The 16,246-nt window shown below is 64.4% G+C and carries 16 protein-coding genes; 11 read left to right on the plus strand and 5 right to left on the minus strand.

Annotated features, from left to right (window positions below; all coding sequences use genetic code 11):
- The first annotated feature begins 19 nt into the window (after positions 1–19).
- The 7 genes from aztD to CV023_RS06420 all read left to right on the plus strand — a co-directional run bounded on the left by aztD (position 20) and on the right by CV023_RS06420 (position 9,154).
- Complete coding sequence (gene aztD / locus CV023_RS06390; RefSeq protein ID WP_230744638.1) at positions 20–1,273, plus strand: zinc metallochaperone AztD; 1,254 nt, start codon at positions 20–22, stop codon at positions 1,271–1,273.
- A 132-nt stretch (positions 1,274–1,405) separates the two neighbouring features.
- Positions 1,406–2,788, plus strand: a complete 1,383-nt coding sequence (locus tag CV023_RS06395) for an NAD-dependent succinate-semialdehyde dehydrogenase (protein ID WP_230744639.1) — start codon at positions 1,406–1,408, stop codon at positions 2,786–2,788.
- Positions 2,789–2,897: 109 nt separating this feature from the next.
- On the plus strand, positions 2,898–4,277 hold the full coding sequence (locus tag CV023_RS06400) for a short-chain fatty acid transporter (protein WP_230744640.1): 1,380 nt from the start codon (positions 2,898–2,900) through the stop codon (positions 4,275–4,277).
- A gap of 271 nt (positions 4,278–4,548) precedes the next feature.
- The gene (gene betT / locus CV023_RS06405; RefSeq protein WP_230744641.1) at positions 4,549–6,621 is read left to right on the plus strand and encodes a choline BCCT transporter BetT; all 2,073 of its coding nucleotides are present in this window, start codon (positions 4,549–4,551) and stop codon (positions 6,619–6,621) included.
- 119 nt (positions 6,622–6,740) lie between these two features.
- Positions 6,741–7,451 (plus strand): DNA-3-methyladenine glycosylase I, encoded by a 711-nt coding sequence (locus CV023_RS06410; protein ID WP_230744642.1) that lies wholly within the window; start codon positions 6,741–6,743, stop codon positions 7,449–7,451.
- Positions 7,452–7,483: 32 nt separating this feature from the next.
- Positions 7,484–7,927, plus strand: a complete 444-nt coding sequence (locus tag CV023_RS06415) for an NUDIX hydrolase (RefSeq protein ID WP_230744643.1) — start codon at positions 7,484–7,486, stop codon at positions 7,925–7,927.
- Between the two features lie 138 nt (positions 7,928–8,065).
- Entirely contained in the window at positions 8,066–9,154 is a 1,089-nt protein-coding gene (locus CV023_RS06420; protein ID WP_230744644.1) for a YihY/virulence factor BrkB family protein, read from the plus strand.
- Between the two features lie 51 nt (positions 9,155–9,205).
- On the opposite strand, the gene CV023_RS06425 is transcribed toward CV023_RS06420, so the two are convergent.
- Positions 9,206–9,757 carry a hypothetical protein gene (locus CV023_RS06425; RefSeq protein WP_230744645.1) on the minus strand — a complete coding sequence of 184 codons (552 nt, stop codon included), beginning with the start codon at positions 9,755–9,757 and terminating at the stop codon, positions 9,206–9,208.
- 110 nt (positions 9,758–9,867) lie between these two features.
- Between CV023_RS06425 and CV023_RS06430 the strand changes: the two genes are divergently transcribed.
- A complete protein-coding gene (locus CV023_RS06430) occupies positions 9,868–11,130 on the plus strand; it encodes an MFS transporter (protein ID WP_230744646.1) in 1,263 nt (420 codons plus the stop codon).
- 7 nt (positions 11,131–11,137) lie between these two features.
- On the opposite strand, the gene CV023_RS06435 is transcribed toward CV023_RS06430, so the two are convergent.
- On the minus strand, positions 11,138–11,524 hold the full coding sequence (locus tag CV023_RS06435) for an ArsR/SmtB family transcription factor (protein WP_230744647.1): 387 nt from the start codon (positions 11,522–11,524) through the stop codon (positions 11,138–11,140).
- A gap of 16 nt (positions 11,525–11,540) precedes the next feature.
- Between CV023_RS06435 and CV023_RS06440 the strand changes: the two genes are divergently transcribed.
- Complete coding sequence (locus CV023_RS06440; RefSeq protein WP_230744648.1) at positions 11,541–12,029, plus strand: SRPBCC domain-containing protein; 489 nt, start codon at positions 11,541–11,543, stop codon at positions 12,027–12,029.
- Here the strand turns inward: CV023_RS06440 and CV023_RS06445 are convergent.
- On the minus strand, positions 11,977–12,477 hold the full coding sequence (locus CV023_RS06445) for a DoxX family protein (RefSeq protein WP_230744649.1): 501 nt from the start codon (positions 12,475–12,477) through the stop codon (positions 11,977–11,979). The two genes, CV023_RS06440 and CV023_RS06445, sit on opposite strands and share 53 nt — an antisense overlap.
- A 100-nt stretch (positions 12,478–12,577) precedes the next feature.
- Between CV023_RS06445 and CV023_RS06450 the strand changes: the two genes are divergently transcribed.
- Complete coding sequence (locus tag CV023_RS06450) at positions 12,578–13,147, plus strand: TetR/AcrR family transcriptional regulator (RefSeq protein WP_230744650.1); 570 nt, start codon at positions 12,578–12,580, stop codon at positions 13,145–13,147.
- On the opposite strand, the gene CV023_RS06455 is transcribed toward CV023_RS06450, so the two are convergent.
- Together CV023_RS06455 and CV023_RS06460 are read right to left on the minus strand one after the other, a co-directional pair.
- Positions 13,104–13,277, minus strand: coding sequence for a hypothetical protein (locus CV023_RS06455; RefSeq protein WP_230744651.1), 174 nt, complete (start codon positions 13,275–13,277; stop codon positions 13,104–13,106). The two genes, CV023_RS06450 and CV023_RS06455, sit on opposite strands and share 44 nt — an antisense overlap.
- A gap of 93 nt (positions 13,278–13,370) precedes the next feature.
- Positions 13,371–14,927 (minus strand): NAD(P)-binding domain-containing protein, encoded by a 1,557-nt coding sequence (locus CV023_RS06460; RefSeq protein WP_230744652.1) that lies wholly within the window; start codon positions 14,925–14,927, stop codon positions 13,371–13,373.
- Between CV023_RS06460 and CV023_RS06465 the strand changes: the two genes are divergently transcribed.
- A complete protein-coding gene (locus CV023_RS06465; protein WP_230744653.1) occupies positions 14,893–16,242 on the plus strand; it encodes a TRAP transporter large permease subunit in 1,350 nt (449 codons plus the stop codon). The genes CV023_RS06460 and CV023_RS06465 overlap by 35 nt on opposite strands.
- Positions 16,243–16,246 lie beyond the last annotated feature (4 nt).

The raw sequence follows: 16,246 nt of genomic DNA on the forward strand, positions 1-16,246 counted from the left end.
AGAGAAGAAGAGAGAAGAGATGAGAACACAGCGCACAATCATCGGCTCAGCATCCGCGGCCCTCGCCGCGGTCCTGCTGCTGGCCGGCTGCTCGACGAGCAGTGACGAGGCCGACCTTGAGAATGCCGGACACGGGGAGTCCGGGGAGACTGCGGCCGAGGATGCCGAGGAGCTCGACGCACCAGCCCCGCGCCTGGTCACGACCTATGACGGAGGGATCATGACGCTCGATGCGCAGACCCTCGAGGTCATCGACGACACGAAGCTCGAGGGCTTCAACCGGGTCAATCCCGTCGGCGACTCCCGCCATGTCATGGTCTCCGTGGCCGAAGGTTTCCGACTCTTCGATGCCGGGACCTGGAGCGAGCAGCACGGCGATCACGCGCACAGCTACGCCTCCGCTCCCGCCCTGACCGACACGGTCTTCGAGACCGACACCCCGGGCCACGTCGTGCGCCACGGCGGATCGACGGTGCTCTTCGGCGACGGCGACGGGAAGATCCAGACCTTCGACACCGAGTCCTTCGCCGGGGGCGCACCGGACCCGCAGGTCAGCCAGGCCGAGGAACCGCACCACGGAGTCGCGGTGAAACTCGAGGACGGGTCGATCCTCCACACCATCGGCACCGAGGAGGAGCGCTCCGGGGCGAAGGTCGTCGACGCCGAGGGCAAGGAGATCGCTCGCAGCGAGGACTGCCCCGGCGTCCACGGTGAGGCCGCCGCCGAGGGCGAGGCCATCGCGCTCGGCTGCGAGGACGGGATCCTCCTCTACACAGACGGGAAGTTCAGCAAAGTCGACGCCGAGGACGACTACGGTCGCATCGGCAACCAGGCCGGCAGCGATGAGTCCCCGGTCGTCCTCGGCGACTACAAGGTCGACGAGGACGCCGAACTCGAACGACCGAGCCGCATCAGCCTCACCGATACCGCGGCGGGCACGATGCAGCTCGTCGACCTCGGTTCCTCCTACAGCTTCCGCTCACTGGGCCGCGGACCCGATGGTGAGGCCCTCGTCCTCGGCACCGACGGCACACTCAAAGTCGTCGACCCGGATTCCGGCGACATCGACGAGGAGTACCCGGTCATTGACGAATGGGAGGAGCCCGTCGATTGGCAGCAGGCCCGCCCGACCCTGTTCGTTCAGGGTCAGAAGGCCTACGTCAGCGACCCGGATAAGTCCGAGCTCCACATCGTCGATCTCGGCACCGGGAAGGTGGAGAAGACCGCGGAACTCCCGCACCCCACCGATGAGGTCACCGGCGTCACCGGCTGAGCCCCACCTCGGCGACCTGGGGAAGTGCTCAATATCGGCGTCGACGGATTGCCGCCGAGGTGGATGGGTCATAGCGTAAGAGTGAACCGGGTGTTCGGCCCGGGCTCGACAACCCCGACAGAGAGGTTCGACATGTCAACCATGTATCGCGTGACCAACCCGGCGACCGGAGAGGTGGCCGAGGAGTTTCCGACCGCCACGGATTCGGAGATCCTCGCCGCCCTCGACCGCTCGGCCACGACCTTCACGGATTGGAGTCGGACGACGGTTGCTGAGCGTGCCGCCATCCTCACGAAGGTCTCCGAGATATACGCCGAACGCGCCGAGGAGCTCGCCTCGGTGATCCAGCTCGAGATGGGCAAGTCCGTTCCCGAGGGCAAGGGCGAGGTCGGCCTGAGCTCGGCGATCTACAAGTACTTCGCCGACAACGCCGAGGCGTTCATGGCCGATGAGCCCCTGCGCGGACCCGAGAACGCGACCGCGATGATCCGTCGCAAGCCGGTCGGTTCGCTGCTGGGCATCATGCCCTGGAACTTCCCGTACTACCAGGTGGCCAGGTTCGCCGCGCCCAACCTCGCACTCGGCAACACGATCCTGCTCAAGCATGCTCCGCAGTGCCCGCGCTCGGCCCAGATCATGGAGGAGATCTTCATCGAGGCCGGGCTGCCCGAGGGTGCGTACATCAACATCTACGCGAGCAACGAGCAGGTCGCCGACCTCATCCTGCCCGACCCCCGCAACCACGGTGTGTCCCTGACCGGGTCCGAGCGGGCCGGTGCGGCCGTGGCCGCGGAGGCGGGCAAGAACCTCAAGAAGGTCGTCCTCGAGCTCGGCGGATCCGATCCCTACATCCTGCTGGACTCGGCGGACGTCAAGGAGTCCGCGAAGACCTTCTTCAACACCCGCATGGGCAACACCGGCCAGGCCTGCAACTCGCCGAAGCGGATGATCGTCATGGACGACCTCTACGAGGACTTCGTCTCCTCCATCACCGAGGCGGCCAAGACGATCACCCCGGAGACCCCGGGTCAGGAGGGCTCCCGCCTCTCCCCGCTGTCCTCAGTGGCGGCGGCCGACCGGTTCGTCGAGCAGGTCCAGGACACCGTCAGCGGCGGTGCCACCCTGCTCGCCGGCGGTAAGAAGTACGACGGCGGCGGCGCCTTTGTCGAACCCGTGGTGCTCACGGATGTGAAGAAGGGCATGCGCGGCTACTACGAAGAGCTGTTCGGCCCTGCCGTCATCGTCTACAGGGTCGGCAGCGAGGAGGAGGCCGTGGAACTGGCCAACGACACTCCGTTCGGTCTCGGTGCCGCGGTGTTCTCCGATGACATCGAGCGCGCCGAGCGCGTGGGCTCCCAGATCGACTCGGGCATGGTCTTCCTCAATTCCCCCGAGGGCTCACGCGAGTTCCTGCCCTTCGGCGGAGTCAAGCGCTCCGGCGTCGGCCGGGAGCTCGGACCGCTGGCCATGGACGAGTTCGTCAACAAGCAGCTCGTCTACAGGTCAGAAGCCTGATCGTCATCGCCCTCTGACCGGGCAGTTCGCCGGCGTCGACCGCACCATGCGGTCGGCGCCGGCGATTGTATGCTGGGAACACACAGGTTTTTCTCAGCAGGAGGTCCTCATGTCGGCACCGAAGCCGTCGACCCACGTCAACGCTGCAGCCTCGAAGGGTTTCATGCGTCCCATCAACCGCTTCCTCGAGCAGTGGATACCGTCGGCGCTGACGTTTGCCATCGTGCTCACCCTCATCGTCGCCGTCCTCGCCTTCATCCTCACCGGGGCCGGCCCCGCCGAGGTGGTCACCGGCTGGGGCGAGGGACTGGCGGGACTCCTCGAGTTCATGACGCAGATGTGCCTCATCCTCCTCCTCGGCCACATCCTCGCCAACACCGGCCCGGTGCAGAAGCTGCTCTCCCGACTGGCTCGAGTGCCCGGCAGCCCGGCCTTCGCCTATGTCTTCGTCTTCCTCGTCGCCGCGATCGCCAGCCTCATCACCTGGGGCCTGGGTCTGGTTGTCGGGGCGCTGCTGGCGCGGGAGATCGCCGTTCAGGCCCGCAGCCGCGGACTCAAGGTCCACTTCCCGCTGCTCGTCGCCTCCGGCTACTCGGGCTTCGTCGTCTGGCATATGGGCTATTCGGGATCGGGGCCGCTCACCGCGGCCACTCCTGATTCCTTCCTCGCCGAATCCCTCGGCGGTCAGGTCGTGCCCGTGAGCGAGACGATCTTCTCCGCCTGGAACATGCTCGCCGTCCTCGGCGTCATCATCGTCTGCGGACTGCTCATCTTCCTCATCGCCCCGAAGCAGGATGCCCCGGTCTACGAGTTGCCCCAATCGGTCGACTCCGAATCCCGGAGCACCGTCGACGAGGAGGTCGTCACCCCTGCCGACCGCATCGATGCCTCTCGGATACTCACTCTCATCGTCGGGCTCGCTCTCGTCGTCTACCTCGTCATCCACTTCGCGCAGGGCGGAGGGCTGACCCTCGACATCGTCAACTGGTCGTTCCTCGCCCTGATCTTCCTTCTCGTCCGCAACCCCTTCGAGCTCATTCACCTGACGAAGGGGGCCGCCTCGAACGTCGGCGAGATCCTGCTCCAATTCCCGCTCTACGCCGGGATCCTCGGCATCATGTCCGCGACGGGTCTCATCCAGGTCTTCTCCGATGCCCTCGTGTCGATCGCGAATCCGACCACCTTCGGGGTGCTCGCGCTCATCTCGGCCGGTCTCGTCAACTTCTTCGTCCCCTCCGGCGGAGGACAGTTCGCGGTGCAGGGGCCGATCATGCTCGATGCGGCGAATCAGCTGGGCGTCGATCCGTCCGTTGCGATCATGGCCGTGTCCTACGGCGACCAGTGGACGAATATGCTCCAGCCCTTCTGGGCGCTGCCGGTGCTCGCGATCGCGGGACTGAAGATGCGCGACATCCTCGGCTACACTTCGGTGACCTTCCTCGGCTCCGGTGTGGTGATGGCGCTCGCCCTGTTCTTCGTGTCCCTATAGCGCTTCAGGTCCCGGTGTCAGTTCCTGTTGTCAGGGCTCGTTGTCGGGTCCGGTGTCGGGTCCCGTCACGGTGACGATTCGTCCCCTAGGAGGTTACCCCTGACTACGGTATGGTAGCCTCCATGGTTGGCCCCATCCCCGCCAGCGGGGAGCGCGGGAATGCGAATGCCGACGTGCCGCAGCGGCACGGTTCACCAGGTTCGGTCGAGTGCAGCCATTCGACCGGGCGCAGATGCCAGGACGCCACCTCGTCCCACGAAGGAGCGATCAGATGCCAGCCACAGCGGACAGACCCGCAGAGAAGCCGAAGAAGAAGGATAAGTCCGCGTTGCCGCCTGTCAACAAGCCGGTCTTCATCGCCGCGGCCCTTGGCACATTGGCGATCACGATCTGGGCACTCATCGCCCCGACCAACGCCGAGGCGGTCCTCGGTGCCGTCGTCGGCTGGACCTCCGATTGGTTCGGTTGGTTCTACGTCCTCCTCGTCGCCGTCGTTCTCGTCTTCGTCATCTATCTCGCCGCTTCGAAGTACGGGACGACCAAGCTCGGTCCCGAGCATTCGAAGCCCGAATTCGGTTTGATGGCCTGGGCGTCGATGCTCTTCGCCGCGGGCATCAGCACGGACCTCATGTTCTTCGCAGTGGCGGAGCCGGTGACGCAGTATCTCGCTCCACCGAGCACGGAACCCGAGACCGTCGATGCCGCTCGCGAGGCCACCGTGTGGACGCTGTTCCATTACGGGCTCAGCGGCTGGGGCCTTTACGCGCTCATGGGCATGGCTCTGGCATACTTCGCCTATCGGATGAATATGCCTCTGGCGATCCGTTCGGCGCTCGCCCCGATCTTCGGCCAGCGAGTCAAGGGCGGTCTCGGTGACACCGTCGACTTCGCTGCCCTGCTCGGCACGGTCTTCGGCGTCGCCACGTCCCTGGGCATCGGCGTGGTCATGGTCAACACCGGTCTCAACACCGTCTTCGGCCTGCCGCTGACCACCGGTGCACAGGTCGGCATCGTCGTCATCGGCGTGGCCGTGGCCACCCTGTCCGCGGTCTCGGGCGTGGACAAGGGCATCAAGTTCCTGTCTCTGCTGAATGTGCTCCTCGCCGTCCTGCTCAGCCTGTGGGTGCTCGTGGCCGGCAACACTCAGTTCCTCCTCAACGCCTTCGTGCTCAATGTCGTCGACGTGGTCCGCCTGTTCCCGGACATGGTCGGACAGACCTTCGCCTTCGAGGACACCGGCACATGGATGACTGACTGGACGCTGTTCTTCTGGGCCTGGTGGATCGCCTTCGCCTCCTTCGTCGGACTGTTCCTCGCCCGCATCTCCCGGGGCCGGACCATCCGCCAGTTCGTCCTCGGTACTCTGACCATCCCGTTCATCTACATCATCATGTGGATCTCGATCTACGGGAATTCGGCGCTCGACCTCATCCGCAGCGGTGACAAGGAATTCGGCGAACGCACCATGCTCAACCCGGAGGGCGGCTTCTACGAGTTGCTGTCGAACTATCCCGGCTTCATGGTCATCGCCGCTCTTGCCACTGTGACCGCGCTGCTCTTCTACGTCACGACCGCGGACTCCGCGGCCCTCGTCATGGCCAACCTCTCCTCCCGTCTGCCGACCCCGCAGGATGACGGACGGCCGGGACTGCGGATCTTCTGGGCCGTGGCCACCGGAGCCCTGACCATCGCGATGCTCATCGTCGGCGGCGTCGGAGCGCTGCAGAACGCCACCGTCATCATGGGCCTGCCCTTCGCGTTCGTCGTCATCCTCGTCATGATCGGGCTCTACAAGGCCTTGCGGGTCGAGGCCCATCGGGCCAACAGTGTCGACCAGAGTCTGCCGGCCTCGCTGGCCCGCAGATCTGGACGCGACCACGAGAAGTGGCAGCAACAGCTGGCACGGGTCCTCGCCTTCCCGAGCGGGAACAGGGCACGAGACTTCGAGTCGACCGTGCTGATCCCGACCCTGACCGAGATCGCCGATGAGATGAAGGGCCGGGGTGTTGATGCCCGCTGCGGGCGGATCAACGTCGAAGGCCATTTCGTCGACGAAAGCGAGGACTGGGACCTTATCCAGCTCGAGGTCGACGGCGAAGGTCAGTTCCCCTTCCGCTACCAGATCTGGCCGCACAAGGTCAGCGTGCCGTCGTTCGGCGGACGGGTGCCGCGGGGAACCGAGGACTACTACCGGATGGAGGTCTACCTCGACGGCGGTGCCGGTCAGGGCTACGACATCATGGGCTACTCGAAGGGTCAGCTCATCGACGACGTGCTCGACAAATACGAACGGCATGTCGAGTTCCTCCAGATGCAGGAGAACATCTCAAACGGCGACGACTGAGTCGCACCGAACCCACCCCGCGCCCGGCGGCGATGACGAAGCCTCTGTCATCGGCCTCCGGGCGCGGTGTCGTGACCGCGGCCTCGGCCCGGGTCAGTGCGGCGCGATACGGTAGCGCTATGGATGAGACACAGGCGCGGACCGACAGCGGCGATTCGGGCGAGACACCCGGTTCCGGCGACACTGGCTGGCCAGCCGGGAGCGCGGGCAACCCGGCCGGAGGCAAGAACGGGCCAGCCGGAGGCGTGGTCATCGGCGAAGACGGCCTCGCCCGCACCCCCTGGGCCTACGGCGATCCGCTGCTGCTGGACTACTACGACACCGAGTGGGGCCTGCCCGTCCGCGATGAATCGGGACTGTTCGAACGGCTGAGCCTCGAAGGCTTCCAGGCGGGACTGTCGTGGCTGACGATCCTGAAGAAGCGCGAACGCTTCCGTGAGGTCTTCGCAAAATTCGACGCCGAGACGGTCGCCGGCTTCGGTGATACCGAGATCGAGACGCTGCTCAGCGATCCCGGAATCATCCGTCATCGCGGGAAGATCGAGGCCTGCATCGGCAATGCCAGGGCAGTTCTGTCCATGCGTGAGGAGGGCGGGATCGCCGATTTCATCTGGGGCTTCCGACCCGAGGACACCCCGCGCCCCCGCACGGTCGCTGAGATCCCGACCACCGGAGAGGAATCCGTGGCGCTGTCGAAGGCACTGAAGAAGAAGGGCTTCCGATTCGTCGGACCGACGACGATGTATGCGCTGATGGAGGCCATCGGCATGGTCGACACCCATCTCATCGACTCCCATCGTCGGGGCACCTCGGGAGTGTGGTCGGAGTGAAGGACGCGGGCGAAGGGAAGGAAGTGACCGGAGTGAAGGACATTCGGGTCTCCGCGCTGGTCCTGTTCCACCCGGACCGGGCGGAGCTGCTGATGGTGCGCAAGAGAGGAACGAGCTCCTTCATGCTTCCCGGCGGCAAACCCGAGTACGGGGAGAGCCCCGAGGAGACGATCATCAGGGAGATCGACGAGGAACTGGGGCTGCAGCTGTTCCCGGAGCGGCTCTTCCCTCTGGGCACATTCACGGCCGCGGCCGCTAACGAAGCCGAGCACACGGTCACCGGCGACGTATTCAGCTACGATGGCGTTCCTCCTGAACTCAATGTCGAGGCGGTCGAGCATCTCGCGGAGATCGCCGAGGCGCTCTGGGTGCCGTTCGATCCGCTTCCGTCGGACACGGCCGAACGCCAGTTCGCCCCTCTGACCAGGCACGAGGTGATACCCGCGCTTAGGGAGAACGGACTGCTGCCGCGCTGAGAGCCAGGCTCGCCTCGGTGGCCGGGCGGAACCGGACACACTCATCAAGCAGCCTTTCCTCATCGAGGGCTCGGTGTGCTCTACGATTGTGCCTTGTACACGCTGAGGCGAGAGCCCCGAGCACGATGGAGAGTCGTCATGAGCGAGAAGTTCGACAGTCGTCCGCGGGTCGCGGCGACCCCGCTGACTGAGGATTCGACGGCTCCGGCACAGGCGGCTCACGGGGACGAACAGCGCAAACCGAGCACGCCCACGAAGATCGCATGGCCGGTGCGCAAGCATATCCTCAGCAACACCGCGCGTCGACTGGTGACCGATCAGTGCCTCGATCTCGCCGCTGGCCTGACCTTCTACGCCCTGCTCTCCGCGGCACCGTCGGTCCTGGCGCTGGTCTCCCTGCTCGGTGTCCTCGGCGAGGCCGAATCCACGTTGGAGACCGTGCTCGGCCTGACTCAGGAGATGTCGCGCGAGGCCGCCGAGGCGATCCGCCCGATCATCACGGAACTGACCTCGACTCCCGCCGCCGGACTCACCCTCGTCATCAGCGTGATCGTCGCCGTCTGGTCGGCGTCGAAGTACGTCGGAGCCTTCGGTCGTGCCATGAACAAGGTCTACGAGGTCGAGGAGGGCAGGCCGCTGTGGAAGCTCAAGCCGATCGAGCTGCTCATCACCGCCGCCATCCTCGTTCTCACCGCGGCGCTGGGGCTGCTGCTCGTGATCTCGGGACCCGTCGCCGAATCGATCGGTCGCTTCTTCGGTCTCGGCGAGGTGGCCGTCCTCATCTGGAACGCGGCGAAGTGGCCGGTCATCATCGTCTTCGTCATGCTGCTCATTGCGCTGCTCTACTACGCGACCCCGAACGTGAAGCGGCCGAAGTTCCGATGGCTGAGCCTCGGCGCGATGGTCGCACTCGCCGTGCTGGTCATCATATCGCTCGGCTTCATCCTCTACATCAATAACTTCAGCAGCTACAACGCCACCTACGGTGCGATCGGCGGCGTGATCGTCGGATTCGCTTGGCTGTGGATGGCGAACGTGTCGCTGCTCTTCGGTGCCGAACTCGATGCGGAGATCGAGCGCGGTCGGCAGCTGCAGGCGGGCATTCCCGCCGAGGAGACGATCCAGCTGTCCCCGCGCGACACCCGGCAGATCCGCAAGGCACACGAGCGGGAGGCCAGCTCGATCGAGCGTGGGCGCGAACTCCGCAGCGACCTCGGCGAGCAGTGAGCCGATCGCTCGGCGAGCAGTGAGACAGTTGCTCGGTCCGGCGCTCTCGTCTCAGCCCTTCGGCTGGCGGGAGTAGGCGATGAGAGCCCGGTAGAGGTCGATCGGCGCGCAGTTCGCGCCCTTGGCCAGTGACTTCATCAGCTTCCGGTAGACCTGGTAGTCGACCTGTGCGGGATTGTCCGATTCGATGAGATCGAACTCGTGGAGCACGCCGACGGACCGGGAGTCCAGGATGGAGAACTTGCGCGGGTTGAACACCGTCAGCAGGGTGCTTGCGAGCGGTCCGCCGACTCCGGGCAGAATCTGCAGGAAAGGCAGACGCAGATGGTTCGGGGTGTCCTCATCGAGCGCCACGGCCGTGACGTATTCGATGTCATCGGAATCGATCTCCTCGATCGTGGGGAGGGCGCCGACGGCCTTCCACTCGGCGACCCTGAGGAACGTCTTCCGCTTGTAGGACTCGCGCTTGACGACCTTGGGCCCGATCTCATCGAAGATCTCGGCCTCCGCCTCGGAGACGATGTACTGAGGTTCGAACTTGAGCACGAACGCCGTATCGATGTTGCCGCTGGGGGTCTTTGCCTGGGAATCAGTCGAAGTCATGCGCTGAGTCTAATTCCTGCAGTTGACCGCGAGGTGAATTCCTCGACGCGCGCCGCCGCCGAGGTGATCGTGCCGTCAGCCCGAGCATGGCGATGACGTAGGGTCACAGTATGAGCTCGGAATGGTCGGAATCGCGGACGTTCACCCCGGCGCTGCTGGGGCTGGTGTGGACCGCCATGTTCGGCTTCTCCGCGTTCTTCTTCAGCTATTCGACGATGGTTTCCATCGCCTCGATCAGCGGGCTGACGACGGTGACCGGCGGTGCGGTGCTGACGACGATGATGCTCGGAGTCATCATCGTCCAACCCTTCGCCCCCATCATCGGCAGAGCCCTGGGATACAAGGGAGCACTGTTCCTCGCGATCGGTCTGCAGCTGGCAGGGCAGCTGCTCGGACTCTTCGTGGCACCGGCGCTCTTGGGCTTGGTCCTGGCCGGACTGTGTGGGGGAGTGGGCTTCGGTCTCTTCGTCGTCCTGGCCAACGCGGCGGTGCCGGCGACGACGTCGCCCGGTCGGACCGGCAGGGCCTTGGGCTTCTTCGGCGGCATCACCTCCCTGGCCGCCGCCTTCGGTGCGCCGCTGGGTCTGTGGCTGGTCGGGACCGTTCCGATCTGGTCGTTCCGCGTGATCGTGTGCGCCTGCCTGTTGCTCGCGGTCCCGACGGTGATCAGGTTCGTGCCCGGCCGGGACCGCGGTGGCAGGGGCCGTGGCTCGCGAGAGTCCGCCGATGCCGAGTCGGGCCCAGAAGACGACGCCGTATCTGCCGCAGGAGACTCAGTCCCCGGATTCTCGGTGCGCGGCGGTCGCAATGAGCGCAGATCGCTGAGAGGAGCCGGAGCCAAGGCAGGCGAAGCACTGGGACTGCTCATCATGCTCTCCCCGTTCCTCGTCGGCATGATCGTCTTCGGACTCATCGTCGGCTTCGGACCCGGGGAGGACATCGCCGGTGCCGCGCTCTTCATCGGCACCATGCAGGTCTCGGCCGTGATCGGGCGCTTCGTCGCCGGCGGCATCTCCGACTCGTTCAGTCCCTTCGCCCTCAACATCCTCGGCGTCGCACTGGCCGTCATCGGCCTGGTCTGCACCGTCGTCTTCTACGGATGGAGCCTCATCGCGGCGATGGTCATCATCGGACTCGGCCTGGGCACGCTGCAGTCGGCGAGCCTGGTGATGGCCTTCGAGTCGGTGAGCACTCCGGCCAAGGCCAGCGTTGCCTGGAACATGAATTTCGACATCGGCCTGGCCATCGCCGGGGTCCTCGGCGGGCTCGGCTTCACCTACCTCGGGGACTCCGCGACCTTCCTCGTCTGCGCTCTGATCCTGCTCCTTGCCGGGGTGCTGTCGTGGATGGCGAAGACGATCCGGAGCGATTGACCGCCGCTCAGGCGCTGGGGTCCTCGAGATCGGCCAGCAAGCTCACCGCCGCACGGGTGTACTCGCCGATCCACCGGTCGTGGATGCGTTTGATCGGCAGCGGAGCCAAGGCCAGGCGACGCGTCTTGCCGACCTTTCTGCCGGTCAGCAGTTCGGCTCGCTCGAGCACACGGATGTGCTGGAGGACCGTGGTCCGATCGAGCTCGGGAAAGGAGTCGCAGACCTCGCCGGTCGTCGTCGGTTCGCGTCTGAGGAGGTCGAGGATGCGCCGGCGGGTGGGATTGGCCAGGGCTTTGAATACCGCATCGTCCCGCCGGTCGGCGTCGGCTGCGCCGCGATGATCGAGCTGCACATCCTCTCGGGGATCGCCGAGCATTCCCTTTCTCTCCGACATGTGGTAAAAATATCACATGAATACTGAGCGGAATGCCAAGGACACGCAGCTCGAGGAACTCTCATTCACGGTCACGGGCTACATCTCGAAGACGCCCCATGAGACCTTTGAGGCGGTGGCCGACCCGGATCAGCTCTCGAAGTACTTCACCACCGGCGGTGCCCGCGGGCGATTGGAGACCGGCACCGAGGTGAGCTGGGATTTCGCGGACTTCCCCGGTCGCTTCCCGGTTGAGGTCATCGAGACCGTGCCCGACGAGAAGATCGTCATCAGTTGGGAGGGATCGGAACACTCCATCGGGCCGAACACGATGACGACCTTCGAGTTCTCACCGGTGGACGAGGGCGCACGCACCCTGGTGACGATCACCGAGAAGTCCTGGCAGCCGACCGTCGGCGGAGCCGAAGGGGCCTTCGGCAACTGCATGGGGTGGACGGGAATGCTCGCAGCGCTCAAGGCCTGGATCGAATATGGGATCGACCTGCGCGAGGGCTTCTATAGGTAGACCGCTTGCGCAGGCTCGACACGAACACCGCCGAGGTTGCCGCGAAGAACAATGCCTGCAGCAGGGTCCGTGGGCCGAGGGTGTCGTACCACGGGAGGTCGGTGCCGGTCAGTGCCAGATGCACATTTGCTGGGAACATCGCCACCAACATCAGCGTGAGTCCGCCCGCCGCCCATGGGCGAGTCGGCACCCGGAACATGGCCGCCGCTCCCGCGAGCTCGAGGAATCCCGTCAGGGTCACGAGGAATCCGGGTGTGGGCAGTCCGGGCGGAGCCATCTCGATGAGTTCGGCACGCATGCCGACGCAGTGGGCGATGCCGGTGGCTGACAACATCACCGCCACACCTGCCCGGAGGGACACGGGCCAGGGGCGCCGGCTCAGGATGAGGAACCGGCTCGTCGCGTGGACGAGAAGTGTCGTCCCCAGAAGGAATATCAAGGGTGCCATGCGGCTGCTCCTCATTGCACGCGTAATATCTTTACGATGACAAGATATGTATCGGAGAGGTATCTTGTCATTGAAAAGTTATGCGGAGTAGGGTCACTGTGTGACCTATCATCATGGAGACCTGCGTCGAGCGCTGCTGTCCGAGACCGCCTCGGCGATCAACGAATGCGGCGTTGCAAAGCTGAGCCTGCGGGCCCTGGCGAAGCGAGCAGGAGTGTCCAATGCGGCCCCGACCCATCACTTCGGAGACAAAACCGGTCTGCTCACCGCCCTGGCTGCGGAGGGCTTCGCTCTGCTGTCCGATGCTCTGGACGACGATGGGCAGCGCGCCTCGCTCGTCGAGATGGGCGTGGCCTATGTGCGGTTTGCGCTCGAGTATCCCGCGTACTTCTCGGTGATGTTCCAACCGCATCTGCTCCACGACGATGATCCGCAGTTGCGGTCAGCTCAGCAGCGGGCGAAGCAGGCTCTCGCCGAAGGCGTCGATGCGGCGTTCGGCGGCGTTGCGAGCGAGGAGTCGAGGATCGCGGCCTGGTCGATGGTCCACGGCTACGCGACCCTCGTCCTCGGCGGCGCAGTCGAGGTCGACGATGCGATCGCTGGCGCTCGGGCGGTCGCCGCGCACCTCAGTCCTGTGCCGACTGCGGCTCGAGGCCGTGGGAGTTCTTGATGAAGAACGAACCGACGACACCGGTCACGCCGACGATCACGGCGATGAGGAAGGCGACGTTGGCTCCGTCATTCGGGCCGAGCCGCCCAGCCGCCTGTGTCGGAGACCGCGGTGCAGGTGGCTCGGACATAGTTGGGCATGCGCTGCGAATCTTCGAACTGCATTCTGCGTCGGACCCGTATGAGTATGTGACGCCTCTATTGAGATCGTGTGCACCTGGTTTTCAGTCGGCGATTGCCGTGGGAACAGAGCGTCGATGTTCCGCGCTCTGCTTGGCCTCTGCATCTAGTTTGGCCAGACCTCCTCTGAGGATCGGCTCGGCCTGCAGAGCTGGTAGAACCATGACCCCATCCTTATCGGCGACGATGTAATCTCCGGGGTGGCACACCACTTCTCCGATGGAGATCGGGACCTGATGGCGTCCGGGGCCATGGCGATAGGGCCCCGCCGGTGTCACTGCCCTAGCGAATGTCGGAAAGTCGAGTTCGGCAATTCCGCTGGCATCGCGGACTGCGGCGTCGAGTATGACTCCGACAGCACCGGCGTCACGAAGGCGCTCGGCGATCAGCTCACCGATCAGAGCACGCTCCGTCTCTGCACGACCGTCAATGACGACGACATCGCCCGGACGGATGTCGGCGATCGCGTCATGGATCGCCTTGTTGTCGCCGGCTCTCGTTTCAATTGTGAACGCGCGTCCGGCGATCCGCGGAGATGCCCAGACCGGTTTGATCGCGGAGTGCATGAGTCCGCGACGTTCATTGGCATCGCCCAATGCGGGAGTCGGAACCTCGGCCAGGGCAACCGCAAGATCGTCTGCCTTCGACCGCGCGTACCTCAGGTGAGTAGCCAAGGCGCCTTCGGTGACGGTGGAGGTGACACCAAGCTCGGCAAGCACGCCGAGGCTGTCCTCGAGTTCATGGCTGCGCCTGCCGGCATGTAGACGTGTCGTGTGGTCGAGGCGTTTGATGGTGGAATCACCGTCGTTGAGCCATTCCGCGATCTGTTCCTTCATCCACTGCTCACCGTCGAAGGCCCGTGCGGCATCCATTGACTCTGCGATCAATGCGGCGAGGCTTTTGACGAAGACGCTGCGGACCAGCTTCCGCTGCGAAGCTGAGCCGATCTCCTCACTGATCACAACCGTCTCTGCGCCGATCTGAGACAGCAGGGATGCGCCCGACTGTGCCCGCGGGCCGGCGAGGAGCACCGTGACGTTCGGGCCGAACTTCATCACAGAGCCGAGGACGGCACCGTCGACCAGCTGAGTCTCGTTACCCAGGGCCGCGGCGACCTCGCGCTTACGCCCAGGCGATGCCGCATTGAGGTCAATGAAGACCGCCTCGTCCTTCAGGTGCGGACCTGCATCCGCGGCGGCGCCGACCGCGAAGCGTGCAGTTGTGAGGCTGAGGACGAGGTCGGCATCAGCGACTGCCGGGCCGACAGTGTCGAATCGGGCGACACTTTCCGGGGTCGGTGTGTCCGCCGGATCAAAGGCTGTGACCCTCCAGCCGGCTGTTGCGAACGCTGATGAGAATACTCGGCCTGCTTCTCCGAGACCCAGAATGGAAACGCGCATTGTTCCTCCACTGAAGTGATGCGAAAGTTGTCGGGAATTTACTGTGCGGCACTCGTTCTTGCGCTTGTGACCGTTGCCACGTACTGTACATGCAGTGCATTGCAATCGCATAGTGCGAATGTAAATTGCACCAGATGCAAAATGTCGGGCTTGACGAAGGAGACATATGCCCATTGCCTTGATTGCGCTGCTGGTGTTCATAGCGATTCTGATCGTGTGGAACGTTGCCTTCAAGCGCTCTATGAGCGAAGCCATGATCATCGGCTTCATCGCCACCTGTCTGTTCGCCGGCCCACAAGCGCTCACAGTTGCGTGGGGCGGCATTGCCTCGACTACGGAGAACGAAGTCGTCTATGCGGCACTCGGATTCGTCTTCATGACGTATCTGATCGACCAACTCGGAATCATGCAGAGGATCCTCGACCTGCTGAACTCGGTGTTCGGCAAGGTCCGTGGTGGACCGGCCTATGTCGACACCCTCGCATCCAGCGTGATGGGAGCTCTGTCCGGATCGAATTCGGGCAATGCCGCCTCAACCGGCGCTATCACCGGGCCGTGGATGGTCAAGGAGGGGTGGAAGCCGTCCCGGGCTGCGACGGTCGTCGCGGGCAACTCGGCGATGGGTGCTGCTCTGCCTCCGAGCACGTCCATGGTCATCATGCTCGGCTTCGCCGGGGGACTGGCATCGACAGGATCGGTCTATCTTGCCCTGCTGGTCAGCGGTCTCTACCAGGTCTTCTACCGTCTTCTGCTGATTACCTACTTCGTGTGGCGAGACAACATCAAGGCTGGTAATGGCATCGATGTGCTTGCGATGGGTCAAGCCTGGAAGCAGGGTCGGGTACCGATCCTGATCTACCTCGGTGCGCTGATTCCGATCGCTGTCACCATCGGGCCGCTGGCGTCCTTCTTGGAGAATGCGACAGAGGTCGGTGACGCTATGGGCGATATCTCGATCATCACGTGGATCCCTATTCTCATCATTCTCTTCGCAGTGCTCATCGGTTGGAAGGAGATCCCCAAGACGGGGCGAGGACTCTACGAGCTGATCGCCGGTTCGATCCCTCGATTGGCCCCCATCGGTGTACTGCTCTTCTTCGCCATCGCTGCCAGTTCGACGCTCACCGAACTCGGCTTGGCGCAAGACATCGAGAGCACTCTCAATGGTCTGGACCTGCCGAAATGGGTTCTCGTCGCCATCGTCGTTGTTCTGGTGGCGCTCATCGCCGGACCGCTGTCGTCGACGGCCACTGTGTCCGCCATCGGCCAGGTGTCGATGTTGTCGATGATTGCTGTGGGCATTGATCCGGTCCTCGCGATCACTGTGGTCCTGGTTGCGGCGTCGACGGAGGGATCCTCACCGCCTGCCTCAGCACCAATCTTCATCGCTTCCGGCATCGTCAAGGCAAAACCCGAAGCGACATTCATCCCACTGATCATCTACTACCTGTTGCCGGTAATGCTCATCGCAGTGCTGGTGGGCATCGGGGTTCTCCCAGTGCCGATGCAGGGATAGGAGA

The organism is Brevibacterium sp. CCUG 69071, assembly GCF_021023135.1.
Classification (GTDB): Bacteria; Actinomycetota; Actinomycetes; order Actinomycetales; family Brevibacteriaceae; genus Brevibacterium.

Bases quoted from the DNA above. Each gene is read 5' to 3' on its own strand.
- CV023_RS06425 (WP_230744645.1), bottom strand. From the start codon at position 9,757: ATGACTTCGACTGATTCCCAGGCAAAGACCCCCAGCGGCAACATCGAT.
- aztD (WP_230744638.1), top strand. From the start codon at position 20: ATGAGAACACAGCGCACAATCATCGGCTCAGCATCCGCGGCCCTCGCC.
- CV023_RS06440 (WP_230744648.1), top strand. From the start codon at position 11,541: ATGAATACTGAGCGGAATGCCAAGGACACGCAGCTCGAGGAACTCTCA.
- CV023_RS06395 (WP_230744639.1), top strand. From the start codon at position 1,406: ATGTCAACCATGTATCGCGTGACCAACCCGGCGACCGGAGAGGTGGCC.
- CV023_RS06445 (WP_230744649.1), bottom strand. From the start codon at position 12,477: ATGGCACCCTTGATATTCCTTCTGGGGACGACACTTCTCGTCCACGCG.
- CV023_RS06400 (WP_230744640.1), top strand. From the start codon at position 2,898: ATGTCGGCACCGAAGCCGTCGACCCACGTCAACGCTGCAGCCTCGAAG.
- CV023_RS06460 (WP_230744652.1), bottom strand. From the start codon at position 14,927: ATGAACACCAGCAGCGCAATCAAGGCAATGGGCATATGTCTCCTTCGT.
- CV023_RS06435 (WP_230744647.1), bottom strand. From the start codon at position 11,524: ATGTCGGAGAGAAAGGGAATGCTCGGCGATCCCCGAGAGGATGTGCAG.
- CV023_RS06465 (WP_230744653.1), top strand. From the start codon at position 14,893: ATGCCCATTGCCTTGATTGCGCTGCTGGTGTTCATAGCGATTCTGATC.
- CV023_RS06420 (WP_230744644.1), top strand. From the start codon at position 8,066: ATGAGCGAGAAGTTCGACAGTCGTCCGCGGGTCGCGGCGACCCCGCTG.
- betT (WP_230744641.1), top strand. From the start codon at position 4,549: ATGCCAGCCACAGCGGACAGACCCGCAGAGAAGCCGAAGAAGAAGGAT.
- CV023_RS06455 (WP_230744651.1), bottom strand. From the start codon at position 13,277: ATGTCCGAGCCACCTGCACCGCGGTCTCCGACACAGGCGGCTGGGCGG.
- CV023_RS06430 (WP_230744646.1), top strand. From the start codon at position 9,868: ATGAGCTCGGAATGGTCGGAATCGCGGACGTTCACCCCGGCGCTGCTG.
- CV023_RS06410 (WP_230744642.1), top strand. From the start codon at position 6,741: ATGGATGAGACACAGGCGCGGACCGACAGCGGCGATTCGGGCGAGACA.